Origin of the sequence: Micromonospora parathelypteridis, from assembly GCF_014201145.1 — a bacterium.
Classification (GTDB): Bacteria; Actinomycetota; Actinomycetes; order Mycobacteriales; family Micromonosporaceae; genus Micromonospora; species Micromonospora parathelypteridis.
Genome location: NZ_JACHDP010000001.1, coordinates 6,495,154 through 6,511,494 on the forward strand (window position 1 = coordinate 6,495,154; position 16,341 = coordinate 6,511,494).

Genomic DNA, 16,341 nt, shown 5'->3' on the forward strand with positions numbered 1-16,341 from the left:
GCCGTCCCGGTCGAGCCGGCCTGGGCCCGCCGACGCTCAGTCGCCCAGCACCTGGGCGAGGACCTCGACGACGCGTCGCGCGTGGCGCCCGTCGGGGTCCTCGTCGGTGTTCAGGTCGGTCACGCTCATCCCGAGCAGCCGATCGGCTCGGGCCAGGGGAGTGACCAGCGCGATCAGGTCCGCCCAGCGAAGCCCGTCCGGCTCGGGGTAGGTCACCGCCGGCAGGTCGCGCGGATCCACCACGTCCAGGTCGAGGTGCAGCCAGGCCGGCCCGTCCCCGCCGGCGGCCAGGCTCGTCCCGACCGCCCCGGCGCCCCGGCGCAGCAGCTCGACGGCGGGCATCTGGTGGATCGCCGGGTCGATCCGGGCCGCTTCGACCCGGCTGCTCTCGTCGGTGGGCGGCCGGTGCCCGAGCAGGTGTACGCGGTTCGGGTCGAGCAGCGCGTCGTCCAGCCCGACGGCGGCGGCGGGGCCGTGCCCGGTGACCACCGACAGGTCCATGTCGGCGGCCTCACCGGTCGGCGAGGTCTGACCGTCGAGGAAATCCGGGTGGGCGTCGACGAACCACAGCTCCGTCGTCGGGGGCAGGGCCCGGCAGATGCCGGGCAGGATCGCGCAGTCCCCACCGAGCACCAGCGGCCGGTGGCCGTCGGAGATCAGCGCGGCGACCCGTGCGGTGATGGCTCCACCCGCTCGGGGCAGATCGGCGGCGCCGATCACCCCGCTCGCCGGATCCCGGGCCGAGTCGCGCAGCCGCGCCTCGTCCACCCGCCCGTCGTCATCGGCGGTCAGGGCGTCCAGCAGGCCGGCCCGGCGCAGCGCGTCCGGCGCCCGCTCCTCGCCGCGCCTGGCTCCGGAGGAGTCCAACGGCGCGTCCACGACCATCCAGCGCACGTCCGCAGCGTACCGACCAGGTGGGTGTCCCGGTCGCATTCTGTGGTGAGGCTGGGAGTCCGGCAATGTGCCCGCGACGCGGATGACGATCAGCGTACGGTGAGGGACAAGTCCGGCTTTCTGGGTCAAAAGCCTCATCGGTGTACGCCCGGGACCGGTGTCAGGACGGGCGAGGGCAAGGAGCGATCGGTGAGACATCTGGCCTACCTGGACGCGGGATCCGGCAGCCTGATCGTGCAGGCGGTCGTCGGCGGGGTGGCCGGCGCCGCGGTCGCCGCCAAGCTCTACTGGCGACGACTGGTCGACCGGTTCCGCCGGCAACCCACCGACCAGCGGTGAGCGGGCTGGTCCCGGCGATGGCGATCTCACCCACGGAGGTACGGCCCGAGCCGGCCTCCTTCCGCGACCCGGCCAACCGCGTCTTCCACGTCGGCGACGAGGTGCTGCGCGGGCTGGACACGCAGGCCGCCGAGCACTGGCGGGCACTCGCCGGCAGCACGTTCTTCCCGGCGTTCGTCGCCGCGCGCAAGGTCTGCGCCACCGAGGACGCCCCGTCGACACTGGTGCCCGCCGCGACCGGGACCCCGTGGGCAGCCGTCCTGCGCCACGAGCGCATCCCGTTCGTCTCCCACCCGTACGAGTGGTCGTTCAGCATGTTGCGCGACGCCGCCCTGCTGCACCTGGAACTCCTGCGCGCCGCGCTCACCGACGGCTTCACCACCAAGGACGGCTCGGCGTACAACCTGCAGTGGCGCGGCGCGGAGCCGGTCTTCATCGACATCGGCTCCTTCGAGCCCGTCCGCGACGGCGAACCGTGGGCCGGTTACCGGCAGTTCTGCCAGACCGTGCTCTATCCGCTGATGCTCACCGCCCACCTCGGCGTCGACTTCCAGCCGTGGCTGCGCGCCCGGGTCGACGGCATCGAAGCCGACGAGCTGCGCCCACTCTTCGGCGGGGCCCGTCGGCTGCGCCCCGGCGTGCTGACCCACCTGCACCTGCACGGGGCCATGCAGCAACGCAACGCCGCCGCCAGCACCACCGACGTACGCGACCAACTGCGGGCCGCCGGCTTCTCCCGGGAGTTGCTGCTCGCCACCGTACGCGGCATGGAGAAACTGGTCCGCCGGCTGGACCATCGCCCGGCGGAGAGCCACTGGTCGGACTACCAGCGCACCTGCGGCTACTCCGCCCGGGACCGGGTGGCGAAGGAACAGTTCGTGGCCGCCGCGGTGGCCGCCGGCACCCGCCCCCGCCTGGTGCTCGACCTCGGTGCCAACGACGGACGGTACTCCCGGTTGGCGGTCGGACACGCCGACTACGTGGTCGCCGTCGAGCAGGACCCGGCCGTGGTCGACGAGCTGTACCGGAAGCTGCGCTCGGAGGGACAGCGCCGCATCCTGCCGCTGGTGCTGGACCTGGCCGACCCGTCACCCGGTGGAGGCTGGCGGGGCATCGAGCGGGCCGGCTTCGCCGAGCGGGCGTCCGCCGACGTGGTGCTCGCCCTGGCCGTGGTGCATCACCTGGCGATCGGGCGCAACGTGCCGCTGCCGGAGATCATCGACTGGCTGGCCGGGCTGACCGCGCCCGGCGGCGCGGTGGTGGTGGAGTTCGTCGGGCCGGAAGACCCGATGGCAACTCGGCTGCAGGCCAACAAACCCGCCGGCCTCTTCCCGGACTACCGGCGCGACACCTTCGAGGCGCTGCTCGCCGCCCGGGGTCGAATCACCGACCGGCTGGAGCTGCCCTCGGGCACCCGCACGCTCTACCGGACGGTGATGGGTGGCTGAACCAGCCGCCGCCGGCCCTCCAGCGGAGGCCGAGCCGCCGAGCCCGGCCCGCGAGCGGTGGGACCGGGGTTGGCGGGGCGAAGTGGCCCGCCTGCTGGAAATGGTCGCGCTCGTCGGGCTGGTGGTCACCCAGCCACTGCTGGACGTGCTCGGCCGCAGCCCCGACTTCTTCCTCTTCCACCGCGCCGACACGACCCAGATCCTGCTCCTGATCGGCCTGGTGGCGGTGGTACCCACGATCGCGGTGGCACTGCTCGGCGCGCTCAGTCGACTCGCGGGCAGGACCGCCCGCGCCCTCACCCACACCGGGCTGGTCGGGCTGCTGCTCGCCGCCCTCGCCGTGCAGGTGGGCCGACACGTGACGCCGCTTCGGGGCGTACCCCTGCTGTGTGTCGCCGGACTGGCCGGCGCGGCCGGCGCGGCCGCACACCGGCGGTGGCGGGCCCCCAGCCGGGTGCTGCGACTGGCCGCCGCCGGGCCGGTGGCCTTCGTGGCGATCTTCCTGTTCGCCTCGCCCACCTCGGCGGTGGTGCTGCCGCGCACCGACGGCGGGGCCGCCGGCACCGCACAGGGAACGGGCGTGCACCCGCCGGTGGTCATGCTGATCCTCGACGAACTGCCACTGGTCAGCCTGCTGGGCACCGACGGACGGATCGACGCGACAAAGTACCCGCACTTCGCCGAACTGGCCGGCGAATCGACCTGGTACCGCAACGCCACCGGAGTCAGCGGGTGGACACCCAACGCGCTGCCCGCGATGCTCACCGGCCGCTACCCGGCGCGGCCGGTCGCCCCGCACTACTCGCAGTACCCGGACAACATCTTCACCGCCTTCGGTGGCCTGTACGACATCCGCGCAGAGGAGAGCATCACCCGGCTGTGCCCGCCCAGCCGCTGCGAACAGCCCGTCACCCCGGAGCAGGGGCTCGACGTGCTGGTCCGCAAGACCGGCGAGCTGCTCGGCCAGATCACCGGGCCGACACCCACCCAGGTCGACCCGGAGGACTCCTACCGGGAGCAGACCCGGGTCGAGGCCGGCCTGGACGCCGCCGAACCGGTGCCGGCCGACCCGAAGTTCCGCTGGGACAGCCTGGACGACAACCAGCCGGCCCGGTTCACCAGCTTCCTGGCCGGGCTGAAGCCGACGACCCGACCCACCCTGCACTTCCTGCACCTGCTGATGCCGCACTCACCGTGGGCGTACCTGCCGTCCGGGGCGCGCTACGACGCCCCGGAGGACCTGCCCAACGACGGTGCCGGCTGGGTCGACCTGGCCCGTCAACGGCACCTCGCCCAGCTCGGCTACACCGACCGGCTGATCGGCGAGACCCTGCGGACGCTGCGCGCCAGCGGCCTCTACGACCAGGCCCTCGTCGTGGTGACCGCCGACCACGGGGTCAGCTTCCGCCCCGGCGCCCAGGGGCGGGGCATGGACGCGATCAACGCCGCCGCCGGCGAGGTCGCCTGGGTGCCGATGTTCGTCAAGGAGCCCCGCCAGCAGACCGGCCGGGTGGACGACCGCAACTGGGAACACGTCGACCTGCTGCCGACCGTGGCCGACGAGGCCAACATCCGGCTGCCCTGGCGGGTCGACGGCCGCTCCGCCCGGCAGGCCCCGCGTACCGACGGCACGAAGCACTTCTACGACCGCCCCGGCGAACCGGTCACCTTCCCCGGCGGGGTGCCCACCCCACCGCCACTGCCGACGCCGCACCCCCTGATCGGCACCGAGGTCCGCGCCGGCCCGTCCGACGGCAGCGCCCGGGTGGCCGACCTGGCCGCGTTCAAGGCCATGGACCCGGACACCGGCACCCTCCCGGCGCTCGTCTGGGGAGACGTCCCCGACCGGATCGCCGACGGCACACTCCTGGCGGTGGCCGTCAACGGCCGGATCGGGGCCGTCGTCCCGGTGGTGCCGGCCGACCCCGGCGGACGCCGGTTCGCCGCGCTGCTCACCGACGACAAGCTCTTCCACGCGGGTACCAACCAGCTCGACGTACTCCAGGTCGGCTCGGACGGGACGCTGCGACGCCTCGCGCTGTCCTGACCGTCCTGCCTTGATCTTTCTCCTGGTCCTGCCCCTGGTCGTGCCCTGGTTCTGCCCCCGGTCCTGACTCCGTCCCGTTCCGCGGGATGTGGGGTTTCCCGGTGGCCCGGTCGGGAATCGGGTGACGCATACCTCACCGCCGAACCACGGCGGGCGTTGTCCCATGAGCCGCAATTACGGTAGAAGCGAAGGCAATTCAACGTAGATCTGCCGGCGAAGCGAGGAACCACATGACGGAAGTCAAGCTCGATCACCCCGGTGGGCAGCTGTCGATGCCGGTGCATCCCGCGGTCGAGGGCCCCGCCGGTATCGGGGTGAGCAAGCTGCTGAAAGAAACCGGGATGACAACGTACGACCCCGGTTTCGTCAACACCGCGGCTGCCTCATCCGCGATCACCTACATCGACGGCGACGCGGGGATCCTGCGTTACCGGGGATACCCGATCGAGCAGTTGGCCGAGAAGTCCTCCTTCCTGGAGGTCTCCTACCTGCTCATCTACGGTGAGCTGCCCACCGAGCAGCAGCTGACCGAGTTCACCGAGTGGATTCGGCGGCACTCGCTGCTGCACGAGGAGATGCGCCGCTTCTTCGACGGCTTCCCCCGGGACGCCCACCCGATGGCGGTGCTCTCGTCCGCGGTGAGCGCCCTGTCGACCTTCTACCAGGACAGCCTGGACCCGTTCGACTCCGAGCACGTGGAGATCTCGACGGTCCGGCTGATGGCGAAGGTGCCCACCATCGCCTCGTACGCGTACAAGAAGTCCATCGGGCAGCCGCTGCTGTACCCGGACAACTCGCTGGGGTACGTGGACAACCTGCTGCGGATGACCTTCGGCGTGCCGGCGGAACCGTACGAGGTCGACCCGGTGATGTCGAAGGTGCTGGACATGCTCTTCGTCCTGCACGCCGACCACGAGCAGAACTGCTCCACGTCGACCGTCCGCCTGGTCGGCTCCAGCAACGCCAACCTCTTCGCGTCGGTCTCCGCCGGTGTGAACGCGCTGTTCGGCCCGCTGCACGGCGGCGCCAACCAGGCGGTGCTGGAGATGCTCCAGCAGATCCACGCCGGCGACGGCGACGTCCGGTCCTTCGTCCGCAAGGTCAAGGACAAGGAAGACGGCGTCAAGCTGATGGGCTTCGGCCACCGGGTCTACAAGAACTACGACCCGCGGGCGGCGATCGTCAAGAAGGCCGCTCAGGACGTGCTCGGCCGGATGGCCAAGCCGGACCCGCTGCTGGACATCGCCATGGAGCTGGAGGAGATCGCGCTCGCCGACGACTTCTTCGTCTCCCGTCGGCTCTACCCGAACGTGGACTTCTACACGGGCCTGATCTACAAGGCCATGGGCTTCCCGACCAAGATGTTCACGGTGCTGTTCGCGCTCGGCCGGCTCCCCGGCTGGATCGCCCAGTGGCGCGAGATGATCAGCGACCCGGAGACCAAGATCGGCCGCCCGCGGCAGGTCTACGTCGGTGCCCCCGAGCGGGACTACGTCCCCTTCGCCGAGCGCTGACCCTCCACCCCCGCACCACCACAGGCCGCCGACCCCACCGGGTCGGCGGCCTGCCGCTTTGTTCGGGGTCGGTGTCGTGCCCGTCCAATCCATGATGTTCGGGCCGCAGAGTGTCAGTGCCGGCCGGTTCGGCGATGATCGACTCCACATCGCCGATATTGCGGTTTCCGCCCGCTGGGATACCCCGACATCGGCGATACGGAGTCGATCAAGCGGCGGGGCCGGTCCTTCGCGGGCTCGCGGTCGGTCCGCGTCCCCAGTTGGGGTCGAGCGGACTGGCCGACGAGGGGTCGGGGCGTCAGAAGGCGGAGATGTCCCGTGTCCGCTCGCTGCGGCTCAGTGCGCTGACCAGCGCGGACTGGCCGTGACGGCGAACGGCCAGCCGGACCAGCAGGTCGCGCACGGGGTCGAACACCTCGACGGGGAACGGTGGCGTCGGCACGCCCACGCTCGCCGCGAGGTCGTCGGAGTGGACCACGATCTCCAGTTGACGCGTGAGCAGGAAATCGCCGCGCCGCAGGGCCCAGCCCTGCCAGGGGATCGGTACGACGTCGCGGGCGTCCCCTCGCGAGAGCAGGTAACCGACCTCCTGCAGCGCCAGGGCCGAGCGGGCGGTCAGACGGGCCAGTCCCTGTGCCGCTTCGGCTTCGTCCGGACCCGAGGCGACCGAGTCTTCGTCCGGTGTGCCCTCGCTGACCCAGGCGGCCCGCTCGTAATGCTCGTCGGCCGACTCAAGGAGCGGCAGCTCCGTCGGCATGGGTAGCAACTCCGCCGCCCGGGCCGCCTGACGCCCCAGGTGGCATGCCAGGCCTCCCACCGACAGGTGCGGCAGCGCGCTCGGACGCGACCACCGCTCGGCCACCTCGGGGCGCCGGATCAGGTCCAACGCGATCGAGGCGGCAACAGGGAAAGCGGCATCCAGGGCGTCGACAGGACGAGACATCCGCCGATTCTGACAGTCACCGCGAGGCAGCGCCGACCGGGCAATCCCGGACTCAGAGCAACGGGAACAGATGTTGGGGTGTCCCCGGGCGGGGACACCCCAACATCGGCGAGGCGGATCGGTCAGCGCAGCCCGGCGGCGGCGAGCAGGTTGCCCTCGGGGAGCACCGGGAGGGCGCGGCCCTGGGCCATGCGCTGCTCGGCGCGCTGGGCGGTGAACGTTGCGTCGGTGGCGATGGCGGCGGCGTAGCTGGCGGCGGTGCGTTGGGCGATCGCCGCCCAGCCGTACTGGTCGTTGACCATCCGGCGGGCACGGCGGGCCATGACGCGGGCACGGTCGGGATCCGACAGCAGCGCGTCCACGGCGTCGGTCAGCCCGTCGGGGTCGTGCGGGCGGAAGGTCATCCCGGTCCCGCCCGGCTCGACGATCTCCGCGAGGCCGCCGGTGGCGGCGACGGCGAGGGGTGCGCCGGCGGCGGCACCCTCCAGGGCGACCATGCCGAACGGCTCGTAGATGCTCGGCACGGCGAAGCAGTCGGACGCCGCCATCAACGCCGGCAGGTCGTTGCCGCCCAGGAAGCCCGGCATGGTGACCATGCCGCCCAGGCCGCGGCGGTGCACCTCGGCTTCCAGCTCGGCGCGGTACGGGCCGTCGCCGGCGATCACGGCACGCAGGCCGGGGTGCCGATCGCGCAGCCGGGGCAGGGCGGCGATCAGGTGCTGGACGCCCTTCTCGTACACGAGTCGACCGGCGAAGGTGACCAGCGGGCCATCCTCGGCGAACCGGGCGCGCGCGGCGGCCACCGCGCTCGCGGGCACGCGCCAGCGGTGCGGCTCCACGCCGTTGGCGACCACGTCGACCCGTCCGGCCGGTACGCCGAACAGCGCGTTCACCTCGTCGCGCATGTACCCGGAGCAGACGATCACCCGGTTGGACTCGCTGCTGAGCCACTGCTCGACACCGTGGATGGTGCGGTTCATCTCCTCGGGCAGCCAGCCCTGGTGCCGACCGGCCTCGGTGGCGTGGATCGTGCTGACCAGCGGGATGTCGAGGTGGTCGCGCAGTGTCATCGCGGTGTGGGCGACGAGCCAGTCGTGGGCGTGGATGACGTCGTAGGTGTTGGCCTGGGTGGCGCGCAGGGCGGTGCGGGTGAGGGTGTGGTTGAAAGCCATGGTCCAGGCCAGCAGCGAGTCGGTGGCGAGCGGGAAGGCCACCGGGTCCTCGGGGGCGCGCAGGATGTGGACGCCGTCGGCGTACTCCTCCAGGGGCGCGCCTTCGGTGTGGCGGGTGACGACGGTGACCTCGTGGCCGGCGGCGGCGAGGGCCACGGAGAGGGCGTGCACGTGTCGACCGAGGCCGCCGACGAGCACCGGCGGGTACTCCCAGGACAGCATCAGGATGCGACGGGTCTGCGGGGGCACGCCGGGGCCGGACTTCGCCGGCACGACCGCGGCGGGCTGCGAAGGAAGACCGGGCTGAGGCCGGGAGGTCAGGGTGGGCCGGTGGGTCCGGTCCTTGGTGGCAGCGAGCTGCTCGTCGACCCGCAGGGTCGTCACATCAATCTCCGTCCAAGCATGGTGGGGCGCGCCGGCATCAGTGGCGGCGGAGCGAGAGGTGTAAGGGGTGGCCGAGGGCCTGGCGGGCACGCGCGGACGCTTGTCCCCGGTCAAGGAAAGTGCATCGAGCCCAAGAACGCACCCCGAAATGGGCCATCGTGACGGAGGACACCTGAGTGGTGTAGCGCGCATCAGACAGGTCGTTTCCGGTCACCGCCTGAAAGGATGGATTGGCGCGCCAGGGCGGGGGGCATTACCCGCGTGCGCGCGGGCGGCCTCTGCCGGCGCGCACGCGGCGCGGTCCGCACATGACCATGGCTTGAAGGAGCGACATGCAGGTCTGGCCGGGCGAGCGGTACCCCCTGGGCGCCACCTACGACGGGATGGGCACCAACTTCGCCATCTTCTCCGAGGTGGCCGAGCGGATCGAGCTCTGCCTGTTCGACGAGTGGGACACCGGCGCGGAGCGCCGCGTCGAGTTGCGCGAGGTGGACGCCTACGTGTGGCACGCGTACCTGCCGGGCATCGAGCCGGGGCAGCGCTACGGCTACCGGGTGTACGGCCCGTACGACCAGGCGAACGGGCTGCGCTGCAACCCGCACAAGCTGCTGATCGACCCGTACGCGAAGGCCATCGACGGTGACGTCACGTGGGACCCGGCGGTCTACGACTACGACATGGCGCAGCCGGAGCGGATGTCCGAGACCGACTCGGCGCCGTTCATGCCCAAGTCGGTGGTCGTCAACCCGTACTTCGACTGGGGCAACGACAAGCCGCCACGCACCCCTTACCACCACTCGGTGATCTACGAGGCGCACGTACGCGGGCTGACCATGCGCCACCCGGACATCCCGGAGGAGCTGCGCGGCACGTACGCGGGCATCGCCTCCCCGCCGATGATCGAATACCTGACCCAGCTCGGGGTGACCGCTATCGAGCTGATGCCGGTGCACCAGTTCATCCACGACAACCGCCTCGTGGACCTGGGGCTGCGCAACTACTGGGGTTACAACACGATCGGCTTCTTCGCCCCGCACCACGGCTACTCCGCTCTGGGCCGGACCGGCCAGCAGGTGCAGGAGTTCCGGGGCATGGTCAAGGCGCTGCACGCGGCCGGCATCGAGGTCATCCTCGACGTGGTCTACAACCACACCGCCGAGGGCAACCACCTCGGCCCGACGCTGAGCTTCAAGGGCGTGGACGCGCCCAGCTACTACCGGCTCAGCGAGGAGGACCGCCGCTACTTCGTCGACTACACGGGCACCGGCAACAGCCTCAACGTGCGCAGCCCGCACTCCCTGCAACTGATCATGGATTCGCTGCGCTACTGGGTGACCGAGATGCACGTCGACGGTTTCCGCTTCGACCTGGCCGCCACCCTGGCCCGCGAGTTCTACGAGGTCGACCGGCTGTCCACCTTCTTCGAGGTGGTGCAGCAGGACCCGGTGGTCAGCCAGGTCAAGCTGATCGCCGAGCCGTGGGACGTCGGCCCGGGCGGCTACCAGGTGGGCAACTTCCCGCCGCTGTGGACCGAGTGGAACGGCAAGTACCGCGACACCGTGCGCGACTTCTGGCGCGGCGAGCCGGCCACCCTCGCCGAGTTCGCGTCCCGGATCTCCGGCTCCGCCGACCTCTACCAGGACGACGGCCGCCGCCCGTTCCACAGCATCAACTTCGTGACCGTGCACGACGGGTTCACGCTCAACGACCTGGTGTCGTACAACGACAAGCACAACGAGGCCAACGGCGAGGACAACCGGGACGGCGAGAGCCACAACCGATCCTGGAACTGCGGGGTCGAGGGTGACACCGACGACGGGGCGGTGCTCGCCCTGCGGGCCAAGCAGCGGCGCAACTTCCTGGCAACGTTGATGCTGTCGCAGGGTGTGCCGATGATCGGCCACGGCGACGAGTTGGGCCGCACCCAGCACGGCAACAACAACGTCTACTGCCAGGACAGCGAGCTGGCCTGGGTCGACTGGGACAACGTCGACGAGCAGCTACTGGAGTTCGTCCAGACGCTCACCGCGTTCCGCAAACGACACCAGGTGTTCCGGCGTCGCCGGTTCTTCACCGGCCTGCCGGTGAACGGGCGCGGCATCGACGAGCCACTGCCCGACCTGGCCTGGCACACCCCCGACGGGCGGGAGATGACCGGCGAGGACTGGGGCAACGACTTCGGCCGCTCGGTGGCGCTCTTCGTCAACGGCGAGGGCATCCGCGAACGCGGCCAGTACGGCCAGAAGCACCACGACACCTCGTTCCTGCTCTGCTTCAACGCCCACGACGCGCCGCTGGACTTCACCATGCCCGGCAGCGAGTACGGCCAGAAATGGGAACGGGTGATCAGCACAGCCGAACCTGAGCCCGACGACGCCATGGTGATCAGCGCGGGCGGCACCATCCGGGTGCCGGACCGTTCCCTGGTGGTGCTGGAGAGGATGAACTGACATGGCGGCCACCCCTCCCGAGGCCACCCCTCCCACGGCCACCTACCGCGTGCAGGTCCGCCCCGGCTTCGACCTGGACGCCACCGCCGAGATCCTCGACTACCTCGCCGACCTGGGCGTCAGCCACCTCTACACCGCCCCGCTGCTCACCGCCACGCCCGGCTCCGCGCACGGCTACGACGTGGTCGACCACCGGGCGGTCAACCCCGAGTTGGGCGGCGAGGCGGCCCGGCAGCGACTGCTGCGCGCGCTGCACGACAAGAAGATCGGCCTGGTCGTCGACATCGTCCCCAACCACGCCGGGGTCGCCGTCGCGGCGGCCAACCCCGCCTGGTGGGACGTGCTGCGCCGGGGGCGCGACTCGGCGTACGCCGACTGGTTCGACATCGACTGGGACCGGGGCCGGCTGCTGCTGCCGGTGCTGGCCGACGACCCGGCCGCCCTGGACGACCTCAAGCTGGTCGACGGGGAGCTGCGCTACCACGAGCACCGCTTCCCGGTCGCTGACGGCACCGGCGACGGCACCACCCGGGAGGTGCACGACCGGCAGCACTACGAGCTGGTCTCCTGGCGTCGGGGTGACGCCGAGCTGACGTACCGCCGGTTCTTCGCGGTTTCCGGCCTGGCCGGTCTCCGCGTGGAGGACCCGGCGGTGTTCGCCGCCACCCACGAGCTGATCCTGCGCTGGGCCGCCGCCGGGGAGATCGACGGCATCCGCGTCGACCACCCGGACGGGCTGCGCGACCCCGCCGGCTACCTCACCCGGTTGCGGGCCGCCGCGCCGCAGGCCTGGCTCGTGGTGGAGAAGATCCTGGAGTACGGCGAGGAGCTGCCGGACTGGCCGGTGGACGGCACCACCGGCTACGACGCCCTGGCCGCGGTCAACGGGCTCTTCGTCGACCCGGATGCCGAGGGCGACTTCACGGTGCTGGACACCCGACTGGCCGGGCACCACACCTCCTGGGAGGACCTGACCCACGACACCAAGCTCGCCGCCGCCACGAAGCTGCTCGCCGCCGAGCTGACCCGACTCGCCGCGCTCGCCCCCGACGTACCGGCCGACCAGGCGCGGGCCGCGCTCGCCGAGTTGGCCGCCGCGTTCGCGGTCTACCGCGGCTACCCGCCGCACGGTGCTCGGCACCTCGCCGCCGCCCGCTCGGAGGCCGGCCGCCGCCGCCCCGACCTGGTCGGCGCCCTGGACGCGGTCACCCGCCGGCTCCGCGACCCCGACGACGAGCTGGCCAAACGGTTCCCCCAGCTCACCGGCGCGGTGATGGCCAAGGGGGTGGAGGACACCGCGTTCTACCGCTGGACCCGGTTCGTGGCACTCAACGAGGTCGGCGGCAGCCCCGCCCACTTCGGGGTGCCGCCGGCGGAGTTCCACCGCTTCGCCGCCGCCCGGCACGTCCGCTGGCCGGCCAGCATGACCACCGTCTCCACCCACGACACGAAACGCGGCGAGGACGTCCGCGCCCGCCTCGCCGTGCTCAGCGAGCTGCCCGACCAATGGGCCGAGCAGGTCAAAAGCTGGATGGAGTACGCCCCACTGGCCGACCCGTCGTTCGCCCACCTGCTGTGGCAGACCGCCGTCGGCGCGTGGCCGATCGAGCGGGAGCGGCTGCACGCGTACGCCGAGAAGGCCGCCCGGGAGGCCGCGGCCTCGACCAGTTGGTCGGACCCCGACCAGGCCTTCGAACAGGCGATGCACGCCGTGATCGACCTCATGTACGACGACCCGAGCCTGCACGACGAACTGACCGAACTCGCCGCCGCGATCGCCCCGGCCGGCTGGTCCAACTCGCTCGGGCAGAAGCTCGTGCAGCTCACCATGCCCGGCGTGCCGGACACCTACCAGGGCACCGAGCTGTGGGACAACAGCCTCGTCGACCCCGACAACCGCCGCCCGGTCGACTTCGACGTACGCCGAGAGATGCTGGCACGCTTGGACGGCGGCTGGCGTCCCCCGGTCGACACCGACGGCGCGGCGAAGCTGCTCGTCGTGTCGCGGACCCTGCGGTTGCGGCGGGCGCGCCCGGAGCTGTTCACCGGCTACCGACCGGTGCCCGCGCACGGGCCGGTGGGCCGGCACGTGGTGGCCTTCGACCGGGGCGGCGCGATCACCGTCGCGACCCGCCTGCCGCTCGGTCTGGAACGCGCTGGTGGGTGGTGTGACACAAACCTGTCGCTTCCCGTTAACGAGGTGAAGGACCTGTTCACCGGGCGGGTCTACAGTGGCGGAGAGACCTCTCTGGCCGACCTGCTGGCCGACTACCCCGTCGCACTGCTGGCTCCTCCCACCGCTTCCGTGGAGGCTGCTTCATGACCGAATTCTCCGTCTGGGCACCCGACGCCACCCGCGTGCGGCTGCGCCTGTCCGGCGACGTCGACCACGAGATGCGCGCCGCCGCCGACGGCTGGTGGCGGGTCGAGGTGCCCGACGCCGGCCCCGACTACTCCTTTCTGCTGAACGACGACGAAACCCCACTGCCCGACCCCCGCTCGCCGTGGCAGCCTGCTGGTGTGCACGGGCCAAGCCGCCTCTACGACCACGACGCCTTCGACTGGACCGACAGCGCGTGGACGGGCCGGCAACTGCCCGGCAGCATCCTCTACGAGCTGCACATCGGCACCTTCACCCCGGACGGCACCTTCGACGCGGCCATCGACCGCCTCGACCACCTGGTGTCGTTGGGCGTCGACCTGATCGAGCTGCTCCCGGTCAACGCCTTCAACGGCGAACACAACTGGGGGTACGACGGCGTCTGCTGGTATGCGCCACACCAGCCCTACGGCGGCCCCGATGGTCTGAAACGCTTCGTCGACGCCGCCCACGCTAAAGGCCTGGGGGTGATCCTCGACGTCGTCTACAACCATTTCGGGCCCTCCGGGGCCTACGCGCCGCGGTTCGGCCCGTACCTCGCCGAGCAGAGCAACACCTGGGGCCGCTCGGTCAACCTCGACGGCCCGCACTCGGACGAGGTCCGCCGCTACATCATCGACAGCGTGCTCATGTGGCTGCGCGACTACCACGTCGACGGGCTGCGGTTGGATGCCGTACACGCTCTGCCCGACACCCGCGCGGTTCCGCTGCTCGAAGAGCTGGCGGTTTCGGTGGAGTCGTTGTCGACGCACCTGGGGCGGCCGCTGTCGCTCATCGCGGAATCGGATCTCAACGATCCACGGCTCATCACGCCTCGGGAGGCTGGTGGGTTTGGGCTGCACGCCCAGTGGAACGACGATGCGCACCACGCGCTGCACACGTTGCTGACGGGGGAGCGGCAGGGGTACTACGGGGACTTCGGCTCCCTGGAGACGCTGTCGGATGTGCTGACCGGCGGGTTCTTCCACGCGGGAACCTGGTCGAGCTTCCGTAACCGTCACCATGGGCGGCCTCTGGATTCGCGGGTGCCTGGGCATCGGCTGGTGGCCTACCTGCAGAACCACGACCAGATCGGGAACCGGGCTACCGGGGATCGGATCTCGGCTTCTCTGACGCCTTCGCTGCTGCGGGTTGGGGCCACGTTGCTGCTGACCGCTCCGTTCACTCCTATGTTGTTCATGGGGGAGGAGTGGGCGGCTTCTACGCCGTGGCAGTTCTTCACCTCGCATCCGGAGCCGGAGCTGGCTACTGCGGTGGCGCTGGGGCGGCGGCGGGAATTTGCCTCGCACGGGTGGGCTGAGGGGGACGTGCCCGATCCGCAGGATCCGGAGACGTTCGTACGGTCGCGGTTGGACTGGGCGGAACTGGACAAGCCTGAGCATCGGGAGATGTTGGCGTTCTACCAGCGGTTGATCGCGCTGCGTCGGTCTCTTCCTGATCTTTCTGATCCTCGGTTGAACGCTGTTTCTGTGCAGCATGGGGATCAGTTCCTGCTGATGCGGCGGGGGGAGACGCTGGTTGTCGCGAACCTGGCTGGGCGGGGGCAGGGGGTGTCACTGCCTGGGGTGGCTCGGCGGGTGCTGCTGGCTACCGGGGAGGGGGTCACCGTTATGAGGGACCGGATCCAGTTGCCTGCGGAGACTGCGGCAATCGTGGCGCTCTGAGAGGTGCGCGACTCGCATAGTCTTATCGGCTCGCCTCGTCTACCCAAGATGAGTGGTTGATTGTCAAAGTCACGCGCCCGCGAACTCTAGGTCAGCCTGTAGGCGAACTCGACGTTGTAGTGGCGGTCTAGGCGCCGACTTGCTGTCCATATTCGCCCTTGAGTGGGTTAAGTAGATATCGGGCGCGATCGTGATTGGGATGCGTATTCGCGGCGGATGCAGGCTGCATAAAATGGCAGACCCCACGAACGTTCGCGGTGTTCGCCAGCTTGCTGTACGCATAGGAGGATCACTGACCAATTATGCAGGAGTTGGCCACGGAGGCTGATGTTGCATCCACATGCGAGGATGGTTCAAACATTCCTCGTCGTGGATGGAATAGCGTGATGTCCTATTGGTTCCGGAATCGGGCAGTTGTAGTGTCGGCGCTGGTTGTGCTCCTAGCGGCGGTCGTCGGGCTGGTGCTCGTGTCGCCGTTCCTCATGGAAGTTCTGGCGGATGGAGACACGGACTGGGCCGAGCTGTCGAATATCGGGCAGGCGTACGGGGCGGTCACTGCGGTACTTTCTGCGCTCGCATTCATTGGTGTTGCCATCTCTCTGCTTCTTCAGTGGCGGCTGAACGTCATGTCACACGCTGTTTCTGCTAGAGAGAGGCATTTTGAGCTCATCAAGCTGACGATGGATCGCCCCGAAATCGCATACTTTGTAGACGACGGGGCTGTCAGTACAGGCACCCTCGCGCAGCGCCTCAATATCAATCTTTGGATAGGTCATTGGTTTTTGTTGTGGAAGACCAGGGAGATTGATGAATTTGGTCTGAAGAGGCAGCTTGCTGGGATGTTTCGTAATCCCGTCGCGCGAGAATGGTGGGGGGTATACGGGCCGACTTGGACTTCCAGCAAGGCTCGGCGCAGCCGCATCTTCGTGGAGCTGGCAAGTCGCGAGTGCGAGAACGCCGGACTCATTGCCTCGCCGGTGGGCGGCCCCAGCGCACCGGCGAACGGCGATCAGTATCCGGCCAGAAGGGGAGCGGCCCTGGCCAGCGAGCAGGACTGATCTGCGGCACCGGACTAGTCGCGTGGGGTTGAGAGGCAGTCGGCTCCC

At 70.2% G+C, this 16,341-nt stretch carries 11 protein-coding genes; 8 read left to right on the plus strand and 3 right to left on the minus strand.

The genetic code is table 11. From position 1 onward, the window contains the following. Window positions 1-36: 36 nt before the first annotated feature. Window positions 37-885: an arginase family protein gene (locus HNR20_RS29245; protein ID WP_229687326.1), complete on the minus strand. Its 849-nt coding sequence runs from the start codon at window positions 883-885 to the stop codon at window positions 37-39. A 198-nt stretch (window positions 886-1,083) separates the two neighbouring features. Between HNR20_RS29245 and HNR20_RS29250 the strand changes: the two genes are divergently transcribed. The 4 genes from HNR20_RS29250 (at window position 1,084) to HNR20_RS29265 (ending at window position 6,242) form a co-directional block, all read left to right on the plus strand. Next, window positions 1,084-1,233 (plus strand): hypothetical protein, encoded by a 150-nt coding sequence (locus HNR20_RS29250; protein ID WP_179778832.1) that lies wholly within the window; start codon window positions 1,084-1,086, stop codon window positions 1,231-1,233. A 17-nt stretch (window positions 1,234-1,250) separates the two neighbouring features. Further along, on the plus strand, window positions 1,251-2,681 hold the full coding sequence (locus tag HNR20_RS29255; RefSeq protein ID WP_184189244.1) for a class I SAM-dependent methyltransferase: 1,431 nt from the start codon (window positions 1,251-1,253) through the stop codon (window positions 2,679-2,681). Continuing rightward, the gene (locus HNR20_RS29260; RefSeq protein ID WP_229687249.1) at window positions 2,674-4,728 is read left to right on the plus strand and encodes a sulfatase-like hydrolase/transferase; all 2,055 of its coding nucleotides are present in this window, start codon (window positions 2,674-2,676) and stop codon (window positions 4,726-4,728) included. Before HNR20_RS29255 ends, HNR20_RS29260 begins: the two co-directional genes overlap by 8 nt. Window positions 4,729-4,958: 230 nt before the next feature. Then, on the plus strand, window positions 4,959-6,242 hold the full coding sequence (locus HNR20_RS29265) for a citrate synthase (protein ID WP_184186507.1): 1,284 nt from the start codon (window positions 4,959-4,961) through the stop codon (window positions 6,240-6,242). Between the two features lie 298 nt (window positions 6,243-6,540). On the opposite strand, the gene HNR20_RS29270 is transcribed toward HNR20_RS29265, so the two are convergent. Together HNR20_RS29270 and HNR20_RS29275 are read right to left on the minus strand one after the other, a co-directional pair. Beyond that, window positions 6,541-7,185, minus strand: a complete 645-nt coding sequence (locus HNR20_RS29270) for a maleylpyruvate isomerase N-terminal domain-containing protein (protein ID WP_184186509.1) — start codon at window positions 7,183-7,185, stop codon at window positions 6,541-6,543. Window positions 7,186-7,307: 122 nt separating this feature from the next. Beyond that, window positions 7,308-8,741: a glycosyltransferase family 4 protein gene (locus HNR20_RS29275; protein WP_184186511.1), complete on the minus strand. Its 1,434-nt coding sequence runs from the start codon at window positions 8,739-8,741 to the stop codon at window positions 7,308-7,310. A 332-nt stretch (window positions 8,742-9,073) separates the two neighbouring features. On the opposite strand from HNR20_RS29275, the gene glgX reads away from it, so the two are divergent. From glgX to HNR20_RS29295, 4 genes are all read left to right on the plus strand, one after another. Further along, window positions 9,074-11,191: a glycogen debranching protein GlgX gene (glgX, locus tag HNR20_RS29280; protein ID WP_184186513.1), complete on the plus strand. Its 2,118-nt coding sequence runs from the start codon at window positions 9,074-9,076 to the stop codon at window positions 11,189-11,191. Between the two features lies 1 nt (window position 11,192). Continuing rightward, window positions 11,193-13,514, plus strand: a complete 2,322-nt coding sequence (gene treY, locus HNR20_RS29285) for a malto-oligosyltrehalose synthase (protein WP_184186514.1) — start codon at window positions 11,193-11,195, stop codon at window positions 13,512-13,514. After that, window positions 13,511-15,235 carry a malto-oligosyltrehalose trehalohydrolase gene (gene treZ, locus HNR20_RS29290; protein WP_184186517.1) on the plus strand — a complete coding sequence of 575 codons (1,725 nt, stop codon included), beginning with the start codon at window positions 13,511-13,513 and terminating at the stop codon, window positions 15,233-15,235. The genes treY and treZ overlap by 4 nt, the downstream gene beginning before the upstream one ends. A gap of 386 nt (window positions 15,236-15,621) precedes the next feature. Then, window positions 15,622-16,293, plus strand: coding sequence for a DUF6082 family protein (locus HNR20_RS29295; RefSeq protein ID WP_184186520.1), 672 nt, complete (start codon window positions 15,622-15,624; stop codon window positions 16,291-16,293). Window positions 16,294-16,341 lie beyond the last annotated feature (48 nt).